General features: G+C 31.2%; 18 protein-coding genes. 12 read left to right on the forward strand and 6 right to left on the reverse strand.

What is annotated here, in order from left to right; translation table 11 throughout:
* Window positions 1-65 precede the first annotated feature (65 nt).
* The 7 genes from AC0L5U_RS14405 to AC0L5U_RS14435 all read left to right on the forward strand — a co-directional run bounded on the left by AC0L5U_RS14405 (window position 66) and on the right by AC0L5U_RS14435 (window position 6,283).
* Window positions 66-812: a dTDP-4-dehydrorhamnose reductase family protein gene (locus tag AC0L5U_RS14405; protein ID WP_473417123.1), complete on the forward strand. Its 747-nt coding sequence runs from the start codon at window positions 66-68 to the stop codon at window positions 810-812.
* A 32-nt stretch (window positions 813-844) separates the two neighbouring features.
* A complete protein-coding gene (locus AC0L5U_RS14410; protein WP_473417125.1) occupies window positions 845-2,017 on the forward strand; it encodes a glycosyltransferase family 4 protein in 1,173 nt (390 codons plus the stop codon).
* 383 nt (window positions 2,018-2,400) lie between these two features.
* Window positions 2,401-3,288, forward strand: coding sequence for an MraY family glycosyltransferase (locus AC0L5U_RS14415; RefSeq protein ID WP_473417127.1), 888 nt, complete (start codon window positions 2,401-2,403; stop codon window positions 3,286-3,288).
* A gap of 10 nt (window positions 3,289-3,298) precedes the next feature.
* Entirely contained in the window at window positions 3,299-4,285 is a 987-nt protein-coding gene (locus AC0L5U_RS14420) for a UDP-glucuronic acid decarboxylase family protein (RefSeq protein WP_473417129.1), read from the forward strand.
* 258 nt (window positions 4,286-4,543) lie between these two features.
* Window positions 4,544-4,813: a hypothetical protein gene (locus AC0L5U_RS14425; RefSeq protein ID WP_473417130.1), complete on the forward strand. Its 270-nt coding sequence runs from the start codon at window positions 4,544-4,546 to the stop codon at window positions 4,811-4,813.
* Entirely contained in the window at window positions 4,779-5,699 is a 921-nt protein-coding gene (locus AC0L5U_RS14430; protein WP_473417131.1) for an exopolysaccharide biosynthesis polyprenyl glycosylphosphotransferase, read from the forward strand. Before AC0L5U_RS14425 ends, AC0L5U_RS14430 begins: the two co-directional genes overlap by 35 nt.
* Window positions 5,699-6,283, forward strand: coding sequence for a glycosyltransferase family 2 protein (locus AC0L5U_RS14435; protein WP_473417133.1), 585 nt, complete (start codon window positions 5,699-5,701; stop codon window positions 6,281-6,283). The genes AC0L5U_RS14430 and AC0L5U_RS14435 overlap by 1 nt, the downstream gene beginning before the upstream one ends.
* A 183-nt stretch (window positions 6,284-6,466) precedes the next feature.
* On the opposite strand, the gene AC0L5U_RS14440 is transcribed toward AC0L5U_RS14435, so the two are convergent.
* Window positions 6,467-7,552: a phenylacetate--CoA ligase family protein gene (locus tag AC0L5U_RS14440; RefSeq protein WP_473417134.1), complete on the reverse strand. Its 1,086-nt coding sequence runs from the start codon at window positions 7,550-7,552 to the stop codon at window positions 6,467-6,469.
* Between the two features lie 308 nt (window positions 7,553-7,860).
* Here AC0L5U_RS14440 and purD point away from each other — a divergent pair, with 308 nt between their 5' ends.
* Window positions 7,861-9,132 carry a phosphoribosylamine--glycine ligase gene (purD, locus tag AC0L5U_RS14445; RefSeq protein WP_473417135.1) on the forward strand — a complete coding sequence of 424 codons (1,272 nt, stop codon included), beginning with the start codon at window positions 7,861-7,863 and terminating at the stop codon, window positions 9,130-9,132.
* Window positions 9,133-9,139: 7 nt separating this feature from the next.
* On the opposite strand, the gene AC0L5U_RS14450 is transcribed toward purD, so the two are convergent.
* Window positions 9,140-9,367, reverse strand: coding sequence for a DUF6341 family protein (locus AC0L5U_RS14450; RefSeq protein ID WP_473417136.1), 228 nt, complete (start codon window positions 9,365-9,367; stop codon window positions 9,140-9,142).
* A 39-nt stretch (window positions 9,368-9,406) separates the two neighbouring features.
* On the opposite strand from AC0L5U_RS14450, the gene AC0L5U_RS14455 reads away from it, so the two are divergent.
* Entirely contained in the window at window positions 9,407-10,225 is an 819-nt protein-coding gene (locus tag AC0L5U_RS14455) for a DUF6427 family protein (protein ID WP_473417137.1), read from the forward strand.
* 92 nt (window positions 10,226-10,317) lie between these two features.
* Here AC0L5U_RS14455 and upp read toward each other — a convergent pair whose 3' ends face one another.
* Complete coding sequence (gene upp, locus AC0L5U_RS14460; RefSeq protein ID WP_473417138.1) at window positions 10,318-10,977, reverse strand: uracil phosphoribosyltransferase; 660 nt, start codon at window positions 10,975-10,977, stop codon at window positions 10,318-10,320.
* A gap of 70 nt (window positions 10,978-11,047) precedes the next feature.
* Here upp and AC0L5U_RS14465 point away from each other — a divergent pair, with 70 nt between their 5' ends.
* The 3 genes from AC0L5U_RS14465 (at window position 11,048) to AC0L5U_RS14475 (ending at window position 12,715) form a co-directional block, all read left to right on the forward strand.
* Window positions 11,048-11,653, forward strand: a complete 606-nt coding sequence (locus AC0L5U_RS14465; RefSeq protein ID WP_473417139.1) for a DUF4254 domain-containing protein — start codon at window positions 11,048-11,050, stop codon at window positions 11,651-11,653.
* Between the two features lie 37 nt (window positions 11,654-11,690).
* Entirely contained in the window at window positions 11,691-12,059 is a 369-nt protein-coding gene (locus AC0L5U_RS14470) for a glycosyltransferase family 9 protein (RefSeq protein ID WP_473417140.1), read from the forward strand.
* A 65-nt stretch (window positions 12,060-12,124) separates the two neighbouring features.
* A complete protein-coding gene (locus tag AC0L5U_RS14475) occupies window positions 12,125-12,715 on the forward strand; it encodes a glycosyltransferase family 9 protein (protein ID WP_473417141.1) in 591 nt (196 codons plus the stop codon).
* A gap of 1 nt (window position 12,716) precedes the next feature.
* Here AC0L5U_RS14475 and AC0L5U_RS14480 read toward each other — a convergent pair whose 3' ends face one another.
* The 3 genes from AC0L5U_RS14480 to AC0L5U_RS14490 all read right to left on the reverse strand — a co-directional run bounded on the left by AC0L5U_RS14480 (window position 12,717) and on the right by AC0L5U_RS14490 (window position 20,818).
* Window positions 12,717-16,079, reverse strand: coding sequence for a VCBS repeat-containing protein (locus tag AC0L5U_RS14480; protein WP_473417144.1), 3,363 nt, complete (start codon window positions 16,077-16,079; stop codon window positions 12,717-12,719).
* A gap of 158 nt (window positions 16,080-16,237) precedes the next feature.
* Window positions 16,238-17,767 carry a RagB/SusD family nutrient uptake outer membrane protein gene (locus AC0L5U_RS14485; RefSeq protein ID WP_473417146.1) on the reverse strand — a complete coding sequence of 510 codons (1,530 nt, stop codon included), beginning with the start codon at window positions 17,765-17,767 and terminating at the stop codon, window positions 16,238-16,240.
* A gap of 45 nt (window positions 17,768-17,812) precedes the next feature.
* On the reverse strand, window positions 17,813-20,818 hold the full coding sequence (locus AC0L5U_RS14490; RefSeq protein WP_473417148.1) for a SusC/RagA family TonB-linked outer membrane protein: 3,006 nt from the start codon (window positions 20,816-20,818) through the stop codon (window positions 17,813-17,815).
* Window positions 20,819-20,840 lie beyond the last annotated feature (22 nt).

A 20,840-nucleotide genomic window follows, 5' to 3' on the forward strand; every position in this document is an offset into this window, starting at 1 on the left:
GTATATAAAAATTTTAAAAAAAGGAGGATGAGTTTATTGTAACAGACATTACGTTTAGAACAAAAATGTCTCCAGAATCTATAGTATTAGATGTTACAAATAAAGAAAAACTAAATAATACAATAAGGGAGATTAAACCAGATTATATTATTAATTGCGTAGGTATTTTAATTAAAGGATCTGTAAATAATATAGAAAATGCCATTTATATCAATGCATATCTACCACATTTGCTTGCCAAACTAGGTTCTGAGATTAAAGCAAAACTAATCCATATTTCCACAGACTGCGTGTTTTCGGGCTACAAAGGACAATATACTGAAGATGATGAGAAAGATGGTAAAGACAATTATGCAAAAACTAAGGGTATGGGTGAAGTGACCTATGATGATCACTTAACTCTAAGAACTTCAATTATAGGCCCAGAACTAAAGGAAAATGGAGAGGGATTATTACATTGGTTTCTCAATCAAAAAGGCTCAATACAAGGTTATACTAAGGCTATATGGTCAGGTGTTACTACATTTGAGTTAGCACGTTTTATTGAAATAGCTATTACCAATAACTTAAAGGGATTATACCATGTTACTAATAATAATTCGATTAATAAATTTGAATTGTTAAAACTGTTTTCAAAATATGCCGATATTGATATTACTATTGAAGCTGTTGAGGGCAAATCGGTTGACAAAAGTTTTATCGATACAAATAAAGCAGTTAAATATGTAGTACCATCATATGATGATATGATAAAAGACATGTTTTTTGATATTAGAGAAAATAAGGATAATTATAAGCATTATACAGTTTAGTTTATGAAGATTTTGCTTTAGTAGATGATTACGTGCCAGATTCTACAAAGATTGCAGCTAAAATGATGCATGAGTTGGCATTACAATTTATTGAAGAAGGTAATCAAGTAACAGTTTTAACACCCGGTATTCCAAAAAAACAATATCCTGAGCTAGATGCAATAAAAAACCTTACTGTTTATAGATTTTATTCGGGTAAGATTAAAAACACGTCAAAATTAAAAAGAGCCTTAAACGAAAGTCTTTTATCTGTTAGAATGTATTTGGGTTTTTATTCCAAATTAAAAAATAACAAGCATGATTTAATAATTTTTTATTCTCCAACAATATTTTTTGGACCATTTGTTTCTAAGCTCAAAAAAAGATGGGAATGCCCTTCTTATTTGATATTAAGAGACTTTTTTCCACAGCGGGCTATTGATCAAAAAATTCTTAAAGAACAATCTTTAATTACAAAATATTTTAGATTTTTTGAGCGCTTAAACTATAAGTCAGCAAACTATATAGCGGTTCAATCTCCAAACAATTTAAAATTACTTTCTACCAATATTAAGGTGTCAAAAAAATTAAAAGTGCTTTACAACTGGACCAACGATTTTAAAGAAAAACCTTTTTTGGTTAAAGCGAAACCAAAGTACAAGCCTCAGTTAAAAATAGAAGATAAAGTAGTTTTTTTCTATGGAGGAAACATGGGTAAAGCTCAAGATATGATGAATTTGGTAAGGTTAGCAAAAAATATGCTACCCTACGAAAAGGCACATTTTGTTTTTGTTGGAATAGGAGATGAGGTAGATTTAGTAAAAAAGGCTGTGTTAGACTATAAGCTTAAAAATGTTAGTTACCTTGGACCTGTAAATCAAGAAGAGTATAACAAAATGCTATCTGAGTTTGATATTGGATTATTTAGTCTGCATAAGCTACATTCCAGCCATAATTTTCCAGGCAAACTTTTAGGATATATGGCTAATAAAATGCCAATACTTGGGAGTGTAAACCCTAATAATGATCTTCAATCTATAGTTGAAACTGGAAATGCTGGATTTATTAGTGTTAATGGTGATGATGAAGCTTTAACAAATAATGCAATATCACTATTAAATAACGACGTTTTAAGAAATAAAATTGGTAAAAGTGCCAATGATTTATTGAGAACACGTTTTTCTGCACAAAATACTACAAAGCAAATTTTAGACGATATTAGGTAGCTAATGTTAAGAGGCTAAGTATCTAAGTTTTAATATATTTATTAAAAATCACTACTGCATCCTTATAATTTGTTATTTTTGGTCATAAAATTTATTGTTTGTGCCTTTATTTTATCCAATCCTTTTTTTGTCGGATCGTATCTTATTACGTTTCTTACGATACCGAAAATAATAAGGTTAGTTGAGTATAAAAACCTTATGGATAATCCGAACACTCGGAGTTCGCACTTAAAGAAAACACCAACTTTGGGTGGTGTAGCTTTTTTTATACATTAATATTTGCCTTATTCTTTCTAAGAAATTGGAGTGAGAATGATGAGGCTATTTTTCTTATTCCAGGGCTAACAGTACTATTTATTATTGGTTTAAAGGACGATTTAGTAGTGCTTTCACCATATTCAAAATTAGTTGCCCAATTTTTATCTGTTTCATTTATTTTAAGTAATGATGCTTTTAATATCCATTCATTACATGGATTTTTTGGTGTTTTTGATATCCCAGTTTTTGCTTCTTACTTAATAGGTGGCTTTATAATGATAACTATTATTAATGCGTACAATTTAATTGATGGCATAGACGGGCTTGCAGCTATTGTGGGTATAGTAATCCTAATCATATATTCTACAATATTTTATATGACCAAAGACTATTTTTACCTTCTGTTAAGTTTAACACTTAATGGTTGTTTAATAGCTTTTTTAAAGTATAACTTATCCTCCACCAAGGAAAAAATTTTTATGGGCGATACAGGCTCTTTAATAGTAGGCTTTGTTATTAGTATTCTAACGCTTAAGTTTTTAGCATTACCATCTCCTAAGCTTGAAACCTTACCGTTTTTAATAGAAAACATACCCTTAATCGCAATAGGTATTTTAATCGTACCATTGTTTGATACGGCAAGGGTTTTTACAATTAGATTGGCCAACAGAAGAAGCCCTTTCTCGGCAGACAGAAATCATACGCACCACATTCTAATAGATTACTTTAAAATATCTCATAAAAAGGCAAGCCTTATAATAGGCGCTTTTAACTTGATTTTTGTTTATTTATTTATAATATTGGGGAGTACCTCATACAATTTTTGGTTAGTTGCTGTTTTGGTAATCACAGTAATAATACTAGGTTATTTTTTTACAGGTATAATTATAGCTTTTCTAATGTTAAACGTAAGATTAAATTTCAACGTAAAATTGATAATGTTAAAAGCAAGGGAAAAAGTATTATTAGAAATACTAATGAAAAAGATAAATAATTTGGTTGGTTTAAAATAACAATACTACTTTGAAAAAAATTTTAATTACTGGAGCTGCAGGTTTTTTAGGCTCACATTTATGTGAAAGGTTTTTAAACGAAGGATACTTTGTTATTGGAATGGATAATTTCATAACTGGTAACAAAAAAAATATTCAACCTTTACAATCCAATTCAAATTTTAAGTTTATTGAGCATGATGTTACAAAGTTTGTAAGTATAGATGGCACACTAGATTATATATTACATTTTGCATCACCTGCAAGCCCTATAGATTATTTGAAAATACCTATTCAAACCTTAAAAGTAGGTTCTTTAGGTACACATAATTTATTAGGTTTAGCATTAGCCAAAAAGGCACGTATATTAATTGCTTCAACTTCTGAAGTTTATGGAGACCCTTTGGTGCACCCACAAACTGAAGATTATTATGGTAATGTAAATACCATAGGCCCCAGAGGAGTATACGATGAGGCAAAACGTTTTCAAGAATCTATGACAATGGCTTACCATAGGTTTCATGGATTAGAAACACGTATTGTTAGAATATTTAATACCTACGGTCCAAGAATGAGATTAAATGATGGTAGAGTTATTCCAGCATTTATGGGACAAGCGTTAAGAGGGGAGGATTTAACTATATTTGGAGACGGCTTACAAACACGTTCTTTTTGTTATGTAGACGATCAAGTAGAAGGTATTTTTAGGTTGCTATTAAGTGATTATGTTTATCCAGTAAATATTGGTAACCCTCACGAAATCACAATTAAAGATTTTGCAGAAGAAATTATAAATCTTACAGGTGCCAAAAACAAGGTGGTTTATAAAGACTTACCAGTCAATGATCCTTTACAAAGGCAACCAGATATAACATTAGCTAAAAAAATACTAGATTGGGAACCAAAAGTGCATAGACAAGAAGGGTTGTCAATTACTTTTAATTATTTTAAAAATTTAACTCAAGAGGAACTTTATAAAAGTGAGCATAAAAATTTCTCTGATTTTAATAAGGTTTAATTAATGCAATATGCCAGAGGAAGATATTCTTGGGTAATAAAACCTATGTTGATGATTTATGATATGTTTATCATAAATATATTTTCCTTTTATATGTTAAGTTTTAATAATGAGGAACTTTATTTTTTCTCATACGAATGGCTTAATAACAAATATCTACTCTACGGAATCTACTCAGTAGTATTTTGGTTTTTATCGTCTTATTTAGTTAAGTTTTATCGCGTTTATAGGTACACGTCTCCCTTTAATATAATTTCGTTGTTAATAAAGCAATTTATTGCTTATTCAGTTATAACATTTGCTTTTATAGGTGTTTTTAGAAGTATAGATTTAGATGCTTTTGTAACATTTAGATACCTCACAAATTCTTTCTTGGCTATTGCGTTAATGAAGTTTTTAAGCTATTATGCTTTAAAGTTTTTTAGAACCTATTTAAAAGGTAATTTACGAAATGTTTTAATTATTGGAAGTACTGATGGGGCTAAAGAACTAAGTGAAGTATTCACCAAAAAAAGAGTTAGGCTATAATCTAAAAGGTATTTTTAGTGATGCTGAAGAAGATTATAAATTTTCTGGAACAGTTAAAGATTGCTACAAGTTTTTAGAAGAGCACTCAGATATTGATGAAATTTATTGTGCCATCGACGAATTAAACGAAAGTGAGGTTACTAAATTTATACAATATTCTGAGAAAAATAAAAGCAATATTAAATTTATACCTAATTCAGATAAAATATTAACCACAAGACTAAAAACGGATTATTACAGTTATTTACCAGTACTTTCTCTTCAAGAAGTATCTTTAAATAATGAATTAAACAAGTTTATCAAACGAAGTTTTGATGTCCTTTTTTCACTATTTGTTATTGTATTTATAATGTCTTGGTTCTCTATTATTATGTATATTTTAATAAAACTAGAATCCAAAGGACCACTATTCTATAAACATAAAAGAAATGGGATAAATTATAAAGAATTTTATTGTTATAAATACAGATCCTTAAGAACAACCCATGAAGTAAAAGGAACTTATGTTCAAGAGAATGACAATCGTGTTACTAAAATAGGAAAGTTTTTGCGTCAAACAAGTTTAGATGAGTTGCCTCAATTTTTTAATGTTTTAGTTGGTGAGATGAGTGTTGTTGGTCCAAGACCTCATATGTTATCTTACACAGATGAATACTCAAAAGTAATAGACAAGTATAACTTTATGTTTAGGCACAATGTGCAACCTGGTATTACGGGATTAGCCCAAATAAGTGGTTTTAGAGGGGAAATTAAATCGGATAGTGATATTATTAATAGAATAAAATATGATAATTTCTATATCGAAAATTGGTCTTTACTTTTAGATATAAGAATTATTTTTCAAACGATAATAAATATTATTAAAGGAGAAAACAACGCTTATTAATGCAAATTAACGCGCATAAAGTTTCGATAATAACTGCTACGTATAATTCTGAAAGTTTTATAGCGCAAGCTATTCAAAGTGTTTTAAATCAAAGCCATGCTAATTGGGAATTAATAATTATAGATGATGCCTCTACCGATAAAACAATTCAAATAGTTAATAATTTTTCAAAAGAAAACTCTAAAATCAGGCTACTTCAAAATAAAATTAATGAAGGCGCAGCAATTACCAGAAATAGAGGTATTAAAGCTGCATCAGGAGATTATATAGCTTTTTTAGATGCTGACGATTTATGGAAGCCAAATAAATTAGAAAAACAAATAGGGTTTATGTTGCAGCATAATTGTAATGTAAGCTTTAGTAGTTATGATTTAATGAATGAAGAAGGAAAACTGCTAAATAAAAGAGTAAAAGCATTACCAAAACTTACCTACAAAAAGTTTCTGAAATGCAATTACATAGGAAATTTAACTGGAATGTATAATGCTAAAGCTTTAGGTAAAATATATGCTCCAAATTTACGCAAGCGCCAAGATTGGTTGTTATGGCTCAATGCAGTAAAAAAAGTAATACTTCTGCTATAGGAATAGAAGACGCTTTAGCAATTTATAGAGTTAGAAAAAATTCTATTTCATCAAACAAATTCAATCTTTTAAAGTATAATTATTTAGTGTTTCGTGAAGGTTTAGGTTTTTCAACTTTAAAATCAATTTATTATTTAGGTGTTTTTTTGTTTGAATACTTTTTCGTTAAATCTAAACAAACGGTTACTTCACAAGAGATGTAAATTGTTTCAACTTTCCGCTTTTAGTTCTGATAAGCTTCTGCTTTCTCTCAAAATGTAGTTTTAATCCAGATTCTAAATAAGTTTCAACAGCTTTTTTAATGGCCTCTATTTTTTCTTTTGATAATTCATTTTCGCTGGTGTAACTAATTCTAAAAGTATCTAGCTTTAATTGTTCAATAATAAATTCTTTAACATTAGCATCATCTTCTATAACTGTTTTTGTCACATAGTAAAATGTTAAGCCTGCAGCTTTTTTTCCGCTTGGTAAAATTGCAATATCACTTGTTCTTCCTATTAAGTTTTTTAAAATAGGTGCTTGTATGGTACTGGTTTCATCTAAAGACCCAATATCGCCAATATCGTAACGAATAAATGGGTGTGCTAAATTATATAGCGAAGTAATTACAATACGCCCTTCTTTCCCGTTTTGGACAGGTTTATCATTTTCACCAAGAATTTCAATAAATAAATCTTCATTGTTTACTTGCCATTTTCCGTTAGAATTATTAAAAGCAAAAAGACCAAGTTCTGCAGAGCCATATTCGTTTATAATAGGGATTCCTAATTGCTTTTCCAGAAGTTTTTTGTCATCTTCAAAAAGCATTTCAGCAGTTACAATACACAATTTTAAACTCGGACAAATTGTTTTGAGTACAATAGCTTTTTCCTCTAAATATTTAGCAAATTGAACTATAGCGCTTGTATAACCATTTATATATTCGAACTTCTTTTTTCTAAATATCTTAATGTTTTTTTCAAATTCATTTGTACTTAAATCGAAAACCGAAAATCGAAATCGATTGCCCAATACATCCTTTAACCGTTCTTTATAATGTGCAAAACCCTTTAAAGGTATTCCATAGAAACGGGCTTGTTTAGATGTGTCTAAATCAATATCATACCATCCATATCTGTTAATAAAATTAGCCCAAGTCATGGCATGGCAATACTTGTCTTTCGCAAATATTAATGGCATGCCAGAAGAACCCGATGTTTTGTGTAAATGCAAGTTTTTTATAGTAAACCCCTCAGATAATCGTTCTTCTAAAGGTATTTGTAAATCCACTTTTTTAATAACAGGAATGTTATCCCAATTTGAAGTGTCTTTTCCTTTTGTAAATTCTTTATAAAATGGATTATGTTTTATGTGGTAATCAATAATCTCTTTTTTTGTTTTTCAAATATTTACTATAATCTTCAATATTTTTATTTTGAATAGCAGCCAAATCTTGTTGGGCTTTCTCAATAGGAAACCCTTTCAATTTTAAGGAAAGATTAAATAAATTCAAACTAATTCAGATTATTTGTAAAGTAAATAAAAAATATTCGTGTATTCGAGTCATTAATTTTATTTTTGCGGAAATAACAACAACTATGAATATTTTAATACTTGGTTCTGGTGGAAGAGAACACACATTTGCTTGGAAAATAGCACAAAGTGATAAATACAATCAATTATTTGTAGCGCCAGGAAATTCTGGAACTGCAGAGGTTGCAACCAATGTGGATATTAGTGTTACTGACTTTGATGCCATAAAAGAACTGGTTTTAGATCAAAAAATAGATATGGTGGTTGTGGGGCCAGAAGACCCTCTTGTGAAAGGTATTCACGACTTTTTTCTAAACGATGATGCTATTAAGCATGTGTCTGTAATTGGGCCACAAAAAGTAGCTGCAGAACTTGAAGGAAGTAAAGAATTTGCCAAAGAGTTTTTATACCGCCATAATATCCCAACTGCTGCTTATGAAAGTTTTACTAAAGATACTGTTGAAAATGGCTATGCTTTTTTAGAAACTTTAAATGCGCCTTATGTTCTTAAAGCAGATGGTTTAGCAGCTGGTAAAGGTGTTGTTATTTTAAATGATTTAGAAGAAGCAAAAGCTGAATTAAAAAGCATGCTAGTTGATGCTAAATTTGGTGCAGCAAGTACAAAAGTGGTAATTGAGGAGTTTTTGGATGGTATAGAATTGAGTTGTTTTGTATTAACTGATGGCGAAAATTATAAAGTTTTACCAACAGCTAAAGATTACAAACGCATAGGCGAAGGAGATACAGGTTTAAATACCGGAGGTATGGGAGCGGTTTCGCCAGTACCTTTCGCAACAGATGAGTTTTTAAATAAGATTGAAGAGCGTATTGTTAAACCGACTGTAGAAGGTCTAAAAAAGGATAACTTACCTTATGTTGGTTTTATTTTTATAGGATTGATTAAAGTTGGAGACGACCCTAAAGTTATTGAATATAATGTGAGAATGGGAGATCCAGAAACTGAAGTTGTGTTCCCAAGACTTAAAAATGATTTAGTTGAAGTACTTCAAGCAATGGGTAGTGGCACTCTTGACTCAATAGATATTGAAATTGACAACCGTGCAGCAACTACTATAATGTTAGTTTCAGGAGGCTATCCGGAAGCGTATGAAAAAGGTAAAGAAATTACAGGTGTAGAAACTATAACAGATTCTATTCCTTTTCATGCCGGGGCACAATTAAAAAATGATAAAATAGTAACTTCAGGAGGTCGTGTTATGGCAATTACTTCATATGGGAAAACGTATCAAGAGGCCATAAAAAAATCTTACCAAAGTATAGAAAAACTACATTTTGATAAGATGAATTATCGTAAAGATATAGGTTTTGATTTATAAACTAAGTTTATAAAAACGAGTGAGACGAAATGCTTTTGTCTTCCTCGTTATTATCATTAAAAATTTTAAGTTGCTTCATCCAGTAAACCATAGCAACAAATCCAATGATGATAAAAATCCAAGAAATTAAGTTTGCTAGCCACCAGTTTTCTAGCTCTAGGGCTCTTAAACCGTCTAGTGGTGCAAAAAGCACGTCAACAAATAAATCTTGTATTGCGTAAAAGAAGTCTTTCATGATTAGTATATTTACGTTGCAAAAATACAAAAAGAGTTAATGATAACAAGCGTTTTTAGTAAATCTAAACCGATAAATTTTATAATTGTCTTTTTTATTATTGGTTTGGCATGTACTGTGGCTTATTTTAAAATAGAAAACAACGCTATTAACATCAGTAATGCTCTAAATGTAGGTGGTCTTTTTTTTGCGAGTTACTTCTCATTGTTGGTTCTAAATTTTATATCAAGTAAGAATAGCTTAACCAAGATAAATAATTTTGAAATATTGCTGTATGGTTTATTTTTATTGCTTATTCCATATACAACTTTGAATTTTACTATTCTGCTTTCAAACATTTTTTTACTATTCAGTTTAAGAAGAATTATAAGTCTAAGATCACAGAAAAATGTAAAAAAGAAATTATTTGATGCTGCATTTTGGATTACGATTTCAGCAATCTGTTATACATGGAGTATTCTCTTTTTCATTTTAATACCATTAGCAGTAAGATTATATACAGATAACAAAGTTAGAAACTGGATAATTCCTTTTGCTGGCCTACTCACAGTTTTACTAATTGCCTATAGTATTTGCGTAATTATAGATTATGATTTAATAGGCTATGTATTAAATGGTTTTCAAGTAAGTTTTGACTTTAGTGATTACAATACTGTTTCATTTTTAGTTGGGCTAACGTTGTTACTTTCCTTTGGAGCTTGGTCGTCTATATTTTACATCAAAAGTATTAATGAAAAGAAAAAATCATTGCGTCCTGCGTTGTATATTATAATGTTGGTTGTATTAATTTCATTTTTGGTTATTGTAATTGTTCCTCAAAAAAAGGAAGTGAATTTTTATTCATGTTTGCACCATTAGCAATAATTATCACAAATTATATAGAAATTATAAAAGAAAAATGGTTTAAAGAAGTTTTTCTAGGGACTTTTATCTTGGTGCCTTTTATTTTGTTATTGCTGTAGTTTTTTACCAAAAGCTAAATCTCCTGCATCGCCTAAACCTGGTATAATATAACCTTTGTTATTTAGGGTTTTATCTATGGCTGCTATCCATAAATGCGTGTTTTCTGGAAAAGATTTAGAAACAGAGGTAATACCATCTTGAGCACCAATAACACTTATTAAATGAATTGCTTTGGGTGTTCCAAAAGGTTTCAAAGCCTCAAAAGTTGCAACCATAGATTGTCCAGTTGCTAACATGGGATCAGCCAAAACAAGCGTTTTTCCTTCCAAGTTGGGGCACGCTAAATATTCAACAACTATTTCAAAAGTTTCAGGATTGTCTTTATGATGTCGGTAGGCAGAAATAAATGCATTTTCAGCTTTATCAAAATAATTTAATAAGCCATTATGTAAAGGAACTCCAGCTCTTAGGGTTGAACATAAAACAATATCATCATTAAAAGTATTAATGCCGCTTTGGCCAAGAGGTGTTGTTATAGTTTTAGAATGATAGTTTAACGATTTACTCATTTCATAGCCTAAAATTTCGCCAATACGTTCTATATTTCTTCTAAAACGCATACTATCTTTTTGAATAGTACTATCTCTAATTTCAGAAATGAACGTATTTAAGATTGAATTTTCTTTTGAAAGGTTATGAATATGCATCTGTAACGACTATTTTTCAATAGTAAAGTTAACTAATATAAGTATATTTGTGGTCTAAATTAAATACAATATGTTTACTACCAAAGCGAATAAGATATTCCAAGACGTGATAGAAAAATACCACATTATTAATACTGTAGATCAACCTTTTGAAAATGCGTATCCAAAAAGCGATTTGTTAGAGCATTTATTATATAGAAAATGTTGGATTGATACTGTACAATGGCATTATGAAGATATTATTCGTGATCCACAAATAGATCCTGTTGCTGCTTTAACTTTAAAGCGTAAAATTGATGCTTCAAATCAAGACAGGACGGATATGGTAGAATATATTGATAGTTATTTTCTTGAAAAGTACAAAGGTGTTTCGGTTAAGGCTGATGCAACTATTAATACAGAAAGTCCTGCTTGGGGAGTAGATAGATTATCTATTTTGGCGTTAAAGGTTTATCATATGAATGAAGAAGCCACTAGAACGAACGCTTCTGATGCTCATAGAGCTACTTGTCAAACCAAGTTAGATATTTTATTAGAACAACGTGTTGATTTATCCACAGCTATTGATACTTTATTAAATGATATTGAAAGTGGAGACAAGTATATGAAAGTATACAAACAAATGAAGATGTATAACGATGATGAGTTGAATCCTGTGTTACGATCTCAGAAGTAAAATTCCTGTGAAAACAGGAATCTCAATGTAATTTGAGATGCCAAAACCACCAAAACATATTTTAGTTATCCGTCTCTCAGCCATGGGAGATGTTGCCATGACTGTTCCAGTTTTAAGAGCGCTCACCGAACAGTATCCAGAATTACAAATAACTGTATTAACACGAGAGTTTTTTAAACCATTTTTTAGAGGTTTAAAAAATGTAAACGTGTTTTCTGCTGATGTAAAAGGCGAACATAAAGGTGTTTTAGGACTATATAAATTAGCGAGACAGCTTAATAAAGGAAATCAGTTTTATGCCATTGCTGATTTACACAGCGTTTTAAGAAGTAAAGTTTTAAAAAAATTTATTAAGTGTAAAAGATTTGTTTCCATAGACAAAGGGCGATCAGAAAAAAAGCGTTAACAAGTGGAAAATTTTTCAAACAACTAAAAACTACACATCAGCGGTATGCCAATGTTTTTAGAACCTTGGGTTACCCTATTGATTTATCAAGCCCTACTTTTCCTAAGAAAGTTTCTTTAAATAACAAGCTAAAAGAGATTATGGGTACAACTTCTAAAGCAGTTATAGGTGTTGCACCTTTTGCAGCACACGAAGGTAAAATGTATCCTTTAGATTTAATGGGAGTTGTTATTAAAGAATTGTCAAAAACCTGCAAAGTAGTATTATTTGGTGGTGGTCAAAATGAAATAGCCACTTTAAATCAATTTCAAAGTAATTTTAAAAATGTAACTTCTGTTGCTGGGATATTAACCCTTGATGAAGAATTAGATGTTATTTCTAATTTAAATGTAATGTTATCTATGGATTCTGGAAACGCTCATATTGCTGCGATGTTGGGTGTAAAAGTAATTACCATTTGGGGTATTACGCATCCATTTGCTGGGTTTGCACCATTTAATCAGTCTGGAGATTATGCTTTACTTGCTGATAGGTCTCAGTTTCCGTTAATACCAACATCTGTTTACGGTAAAACATCACCAGAAAGCTATAAAAAGGCAGCTGGCAGTATTTTACCAGAAACTGTAATTAAAAAGATTAAAGAGATTTTAAATTAGTTTAATTCTTTATTTTAAACAAGTCGTGCGTGTCATTGTTATTTGCAACAATGATAATATTTTTTCCACCCGTTTCAACTAAAGCCATATTTCTAACATCCTTATCAGCTAAAAATCCTGATTCCAGATAAGATAGATAATTGAATACTCCTTTTCCATTTCCTTTCAAAAATAAGCCAGTTCCTGCATCTGCTCTTGTTGTTTCAACCTCAGACTGGTAATTATTACCTGCTAATAATAAATCGTTTTGTCCATCTTTGTCAAAATCATCAAACAAAATACTGTTTATAGGGAATATTTGTGCTTCATTCTTAAAAGGAGAAAATGTAAAGGTTTTATTGCCATCGTTGATAAATATACCTGAGCGAAATTCTGTTGCTTCATAATGTAGCGCATTCTTTATGCCAGGGCCTACAATACCTTCTAAATCTCTGTTTGCAAAATCTTGATAGCTTTTTATTTTAGATTTTAAATGAGGCATTTGTTGGGCAGTACAACCCTTACCTCTTACAGGAACTTGTTTGTCATTATAATACTTTGCTAAGAAAATATCTTGAGAACCGTTATAATCAAAATCTGATGTGTATACATGAAATGGTTTTTCTTTGGAAGCATGAAACTTGTAATTCAACCCTAAATTTCCAGCAACAATATCATCATCGCCGTCGTTATCAATGTCGGTAATTAGTAACTTATTCCACCACCCTTTTGTAGTACTAAGCGATTCATAAGTCTCTGTTTTCTCTAGTTTTCCAGATGTGTTCAAAAACACTTCAATACCCATCCATTCACCAGTAACAATCAAATCTAAATCGTCATCTTTATCAATGTCAAACCAAGTGGCATCAGTAATCATACCTGTATTTTGTAATTCAGGTGACTGTGTTTTAGTAGCATTTGAAAAAATTCCTTTTTCGTTAATCAATAATAAACTCTCTGGAGCATGTGGATATTTGGCTGGAATTACACGACCACCAACAAATAAATCGATATCACCATCATTATCATAATCTGCTGGAATAACTACTGAGCCTGCCGAATATATTTCTGGTAGATTGTTGGATTTAGAAAACGAACCTTTTCCATTGTTTAAATACAATCTGTCTCTTAGCATCCTTGGATTTCTGTCAAATTCATAACTACCACTTACAACATAAAGGTCTAAATCTCCATCATTATCAGCATCAAAAAAGGTTGCTCCAGTATCTTCATATTGCTTGTCTCCTATAAAAATTTGATTGTTTCCAGTTTTGAATGTTCCAGAATTTTGTCCCAAAAGTAAATATCCTGACTGTCCATGACCACCACCCATATAAACATCTTCATTACCATCTCCGTTTATGTCTCCTTTTGCTAAAGCGGGTCCTGTTTGAGATAATTTATGAGGTAGTAATACTTGACGACTATAATCATTAAAATAAGGGTCTGAATGTTTGTAATTTGAAGCTATTTTTTTGAATGTTTTGGGCTCTAGGTTTAGTTTAGAGTCACTTTTTATAGTGGCATCTTTATAGTCTACTTTTAAACTTTGATTAGCGGAAACATTACTTAATTCTTGTGTTTTGCCATCTTGCCAAACTATTTCAACTTTTTTAAGTGTATTTAAATATCCTAATCCAAAATGTAATTTATTTGAAACAGAAGATAAAAACCCTCTTGTATTTATAAGTTGTCTTACTATCTTTTCTCCATTTTCAAAATGAATAATAGCTTTTGTCCCTAAACCAAACTTATTATTTTCTTGACCAGAAAAGGATATGCTTAAAAAGTTTCCTTTATTTAAATCTTTAGCATTATTTTTTAAAACTGTAGCTTCATCATTAATATTATTTACAACAATATCTAAATCGCCATCATTATCTAAATCTGCGTAAATAGCACCATTAGAGAATGTTGGTTTTTCATTTGCCCATTTATTGGATGCATCTTCAAAAGTTAAATTTCCTTTATTCTTTAAAAAATAATTAACTAACTTTTGTTGAGGTAACATTTGTGCATACTTCAAAAAATCTTCATCAGTTGGTTTTCTTCCTTTTTCTCTTAATTGCTCCAGTATTTTACTGTTAGAATCACGGTCAATAACATCTCTAAAAACACCATTAGTGACATAAATATCATTATAGCCATCTAAATCAAAATCGGCCATAAGCATTGTCCAACTCCAATCGGTATCACCAACATCTGCCATTTTGGAAATTTCGCTAAAAGTACCGTTACCGTTATTAAGTTGTAACATATTGTGCATATACTGATAATGGTAGCCACTAGTTGTCATTTCTTCAAACTTACTTATAGAAGTCATGCCCATTGTGGTTTTAGAGCGTATATAATCTTTAGGATTCATGTCGAGCGTCATCAAATCTAATAAGCCATCATTATTAATATCGGCAACATCACCACCCATACTATTAAAAGACATATGTTTTACAACTTTATCTCTTTTTTCAGTAAAAGTACCATCGCCATTATTTACATATACAAAATCAGGCATATTAAAATCGTTATTTACGTAAAGATCAAGCCAACCATCATTATTTATATCAATTACTTCAGGATTTAGTCCAAATGCTTTTTCTGGAAGTATTCCAGCTTTTTTAGAAACATTTGTAAAATGACCAGTACCATCATTATTATAAAGCCTATCACTACCTTTGAGTTTTATAGTTTCTGGGTCTTTTTGAATGGCTTTTAGATCTAGAACTTCCGATTGATTTCTATTTACAATGTCAGCGGCGTTAGAAACATAGGCATCTAAATCGTTATCATTGTCATAATCAAAGAAAATAGTTTGTATGGTTCTATTATTATCTGCTAAACCAAGTGCTTCGCCATTTTCAGTAAAGGTTAAATCACCATTATTGATGTAAAGTAAGTTTGCAAACCTATTATCTTTTTCAATCCAACCTCCCCTAGAAACATAGATGTCCAAGAAACCATCATTGTTAACATCTACAAAAGTAACGCCTGTATCAAAACCTTTTTTATGAATAATTCCTGCTTTTTCAGTAATATCTTCAAATTTAAAATCGCCCTTGTTGAGGTATAATTTATTTTCATTTGAATTTGAAGTGAAAAATAAATCAATTAAGCCATCATTATTAATATCTCCACTAGCTACACCAGCACCAATGTACATATAGTTGTATTGAAAATAATTTGCTTCTATAGTTTCTTCTAAGGTATTTACAAAATTAAGCCCTGTAGCATGAGCGGAAAGTGAAGTAAAGAGTTTAGACTCTATTTTTTCAGAAATAATTTCGATGTTATTATTTTCTGAGTCGTCTTTACAAGAAAAAAGGGATAATAATGCACAGAAAATTAATAGTAAAAAATTATATGATTTAAAACTTTTAAATGGATTCATTTTTTTGAAGAATAATAGATAGTACAGCTACTTATAAGTCAGATATTGACTAACCTAATCAACTAAACAAATATAATAAATTGCAATTTTTGAAGATAAAAAAAGGCGAGAAATTAATATTTCTCGCCTTTAATTTATGGAATATAGTAACTATGTTACTAGTTCGCTAAATTTGGATTTCTAGCAACAGCATCTGCTGGTACTGGAGCTAAATAATTTGATGTTTCCAAACTACCAATTATTGGATTATGTTCTGGAATTGCACCGCTTACGTTATCTCTTACAGAAAGTACTTCTTTTACTTTCTCTCTTCTCATCATATCATACCATCTTTTGTATTCTCCTGCAAACTCCCACTTACTTTCTTCAAATGCTAAATCTTCGATAGCACCAGAAGTCAAATCAACACCAGCATCTGGAGTATTATATGGTAAGCCTGCAGCTCTACGTCTAATTTTGTTAAGTGCTTCCCAAGCTTCTGGAGTAACGTTACCAGAAAGTCCTGAAGCCTCTGCATAAATTAGTAATATCTCTGCGTAACGCATTACTAAATCGTTTCTTTCAGTAATAAAATCTCCTGGATTTAAATCTCCTGGAGGTCCAGTAATTTTTTTGAAAACCGGGCTTTTTTGAGCATTAAACGTTGTCCAATCTAAATCAGTTCTATAAGTTGCCTCTTTTCTAGGGCCTTCAGGAAAATCTTCAAACATTTTAATTTCCGCAAAAGTTTCATTCCATCCACCTAAATCAGCAGGTAAACCTAATCTACTAAACTTTCTATTTCCTCTTGAGTTGTTTGGACAACCTTTACAATATGCAATTGTATACATAGATTCTTCACTAAAACGGCCATCTAGAGTCCATAATTCTTCTAAATCGTCTACCAATCCAAAACCATGAGATCCAGCATTGTCCATCACTTGTTTTGCTGAAGAAGCCGCTAATGCATATTTACTAGCATCTTTCATCGGGAAACCTCCCCAATCCATATACAAACGTGCTAAAAAAGCTCTTGCAGAACCATTATTTGGTCTTGGAGCACCTGCTTTAACACCAGGATAAATAGCAGGAAGTCTTTCTTCTGCTGCTAAAAAATCAGATTCAATTTGAAGATATACTTCTTCTAAAGAAGCTCTAGAAATATTTGGGTCTGGAAATTTTGTTAATGGTAATGGAATTCTACCATGTACACGTGCTAATTGGTAAAATAAAATACCTCTTAAAAAATACGCTTCACCAATAAATTGTTCTAAAAGATCTTGATTTACAACTTCTAAACCAACTAAACCTGCAGAACGTTCTAGTACACCATTGATAGCATTTACTGCATCAAAAATAGCATTCCAGTTTCTTAATAGCCTATTATTAGATGATAATACTGCTCTTTGGTCAAACTCTCTAAAGTCAGCCTTATTAAGCGCTCTATGCGTTGTCATGTCATCTCCTGCCCATGCTGGTGCATAAAAAGTAGTCATACGTGCAGCTAGTGTCACTTGGCTATATACACCACCAATACCACTTTCCATTTCTTCTAAACTTCCAAAGGATTCTGGAGGTAAATTGAACTCAGTAGGGTCTGGATCTAAATTGGCGCAACTTTGTACAGTAACCCCAATTGTAGCAATTAAAAAGAACAACCCCATAAAAGGTGTACTTTTAAATACTTTGTTAATACTAATTGTTTTCATATTAAATGTTTTTTTATTAAAGATAATAATATTTTTTTACTTTGATTAGAATGTTGCTTTAACACCAAATGTGTAAGATACTGGATTTGGATAAGCACCTGCATCAATACCAGCACCTGCATCTGTATTAGCACCTCCTCTTACTTGAGAAGACACCTCAGGATCATAACCACTATAATCAGTAATTAAGAATACATTTTGACCACTTGCATATACCTGTAGGCTAGAGATTCCTTTGATAAGATTTTCATCAAAAGTATATCCTAATTTAAGGTTGCTTAATCTTATAAAATCTCCTTTTTCTACCCATCTAGAACTATTTAATACATTACCTGTACCAAATCTAGGAAGGTCTGTTTCATTGGTTGGAGTCCATCTATCACCAACGTCTGGAGATAAATTACTTCTGTTTCCTCCATTTCCAGTAATTGCACCTCTAGCTTGGTTATAAACATCAAACCCTAGCGATCCGTTAAAGAAAACATTTAAATCCCAGTTTTTGTATGTAAATGTATTGTTAAATCCAAATGTAGTAGTAGGTAAACCACTACCAATAGTATTAAACTCTAATTCGTTATTTTCATCTAGCTTAAATTTAGCATCACCAGGTTGAAATAAAGCATTACCATCTCCATCAACAGGAATGTTGTCTGTTGTTTTCCAAGTACCTTGAGCAACATAGCCCCAAAAAGTACCTAAAGGCTCTCCTACTTTTATCACATTAAGCTTGATGCCACCTCCACCAATACCATTCGCATTACCAACTATAAAATCTAAACCATCATTAAGTTTAGTAACTTTATTTTTAAGTGTTGATAAATTAAAACTAGCATTCCAGTTGAAATTTTCATTTTGAATAATGTCAGCAGATAAAGAAAAGTCTAAACCTTTATTGTTTACCTCACCGGCATTTATAAATGTTACAATTGAGGTGCCAGGTACAATTGTTTGAAGTAATAAATCTTCAGTATCCTTGTTAAAATAATCTATTGAACCAGAAATACGACCATTTAGAAAACCAAAGTCTAAACCAACATTGGTTTGAGTTGTTGTTTCCCATGTTAAATTAGGATTACCTTCTTGTGACTGAACAGAACCAGTATTTGTTGTTTCTCCATCTATAGTGTAAAGTCCAGAGTTATTATTCAATGAAAATCTAGCACTAGCATTAATATTTTGGTTACCTACTTTACCCCAACCAGCTCTTAATTTTAATGAAGATAAAGGACTATCTTCAATAAATTTAAATGCACCTAAGTTTAAAGCTAAAGCTCCTGAAGGGAAATACCCTGTTCTATTACCTTTTCCAAATCTTGAAGATTCATCAATTCTCATTGATCCAGTAAGAAATAGGATACCATCATAGTTATATTGAGCTCTACCTAAGTAAGATTGGATAGCTGATTCATTTCCAGAGTTAGCGAAAGATTCGTTAGCACTTTCATCTGCTAAGTAAAGACCACCTACATTTAAATCTGAAACACTATAACCATTATTAAGACCACGAGAGCCTTGGAATTCATATACACCAGTAACATCTACATTATGCTTATCAAATTCTTTTTTCCAATTTAAAATATTACTAATTTGATGAGACGTTGCTTTATTGTTATTAAAAGAAATATTAGTAAATCCAGTTGCATCAAAATCACCTTCAACTCTAAAAGATTCAGTATTAGTGTGACGTGTAGAAACTGAAGTAATTAATGTATAACTAAGGTTGTCAGAGAAATTATATTTTCCGTTTAAAGTAATGTTTAAGCGATCAGCTTCAACTTCATGGTCACTAAGCTCTAACCTTCTAATAGGGTTAAAGTTATTATTTGCAACCTCTCTTGGAGATCTTAAAATATAATTTCCATCAGCATCTCTAACCGGCGCAGTAGGATCCCAAGTGATTGCTCTTAATATAGAACTACCATCACCACTATTAAATACATCTTGGTCATTATGTGTAGTTTCTCTACTAACAGTAACGTTAGCAGCAACACTAAATTTATCGTTAAACTCTTTACTTAAATTAGATCTAAAAGAATATCTTCTGTAGTTAGAAGTAATTTGTGTTCCTTCTTGGTCAATAAAGTTACCAGATATAAAATATCTTAATTTATCATCTGTACTACCACTTACAGAAAGTTGTGTGTTGTTAGTAATACCTGTTTGAAACATTAAATCTTGATATCTTATTGGATTTGCTTCTAAAATAGAAAGCGCAGTAGAATCATAAGGAGCATCTGCTGGATCGTTTACAGGATTTGCAATAAACTCTTCATTCTCTAAATTTGCAAATTCAATTGAACTTAATGTAGGTATCCTTTTATTAATATTTGAAATCGTAACAAATTGATCGATGGATACTTTTGGTTTACCAGAACCTTTTTTAGTGGTTACTAAAATAACACCATTTGAACCTCTAGAACCATAAATAGCCAATGCCGATGCATCTTTAAGTACCTCCATAGAAGCAATATTATTTGGGTTAATTGTTCTTAAATCTCCACCAAAAACACCGTCAATAACTACTAACGGGTCATTGTTACCAGTAATAGAGTTAACACCTCTAATCCTAACCTTAACACCTTTACCTGGCGCACCAGATCCAGCAACAGTTACACCTGCAGCTCTACCCTGTAATGCATTTTCTACACGCACTAATGGTTGGTTTTCAAAAGACTTAGCAGTTACTTGAGATACAGCACCTGTTACATCACTCTTTTTGGCTGTACCGTAACCAATTACAACTATTTCATCTAGTTGTGCAGCATCTTCAGCCAAAGTAATTTTAATTGAAGTTTGATTCCCTACAGTAACCGATTGAGTTACATATCCAAGAAAAGAAACTACAAGCACATCAGTTGGAGATGCTTCGATACTAAAGTTACCATCAAAATCTGTTACAGATCCTTTCGTGGTTCCCTTTACTATCACATTGGCTCCAGGGACACCAATATCAGATTCATCAACAACAGTACCCTTAATGGTCTGTTGAGCATTGGCTTGATTAAAGCCCATAAAAAAAGAAGTAACCCCAGAAATAGGCTGCTTCTCCATAGCATACTCATTTGTTTTTTCA

It is taken from the genome of Jejuia sp. G7-7 (assembly GCF_055808955.1).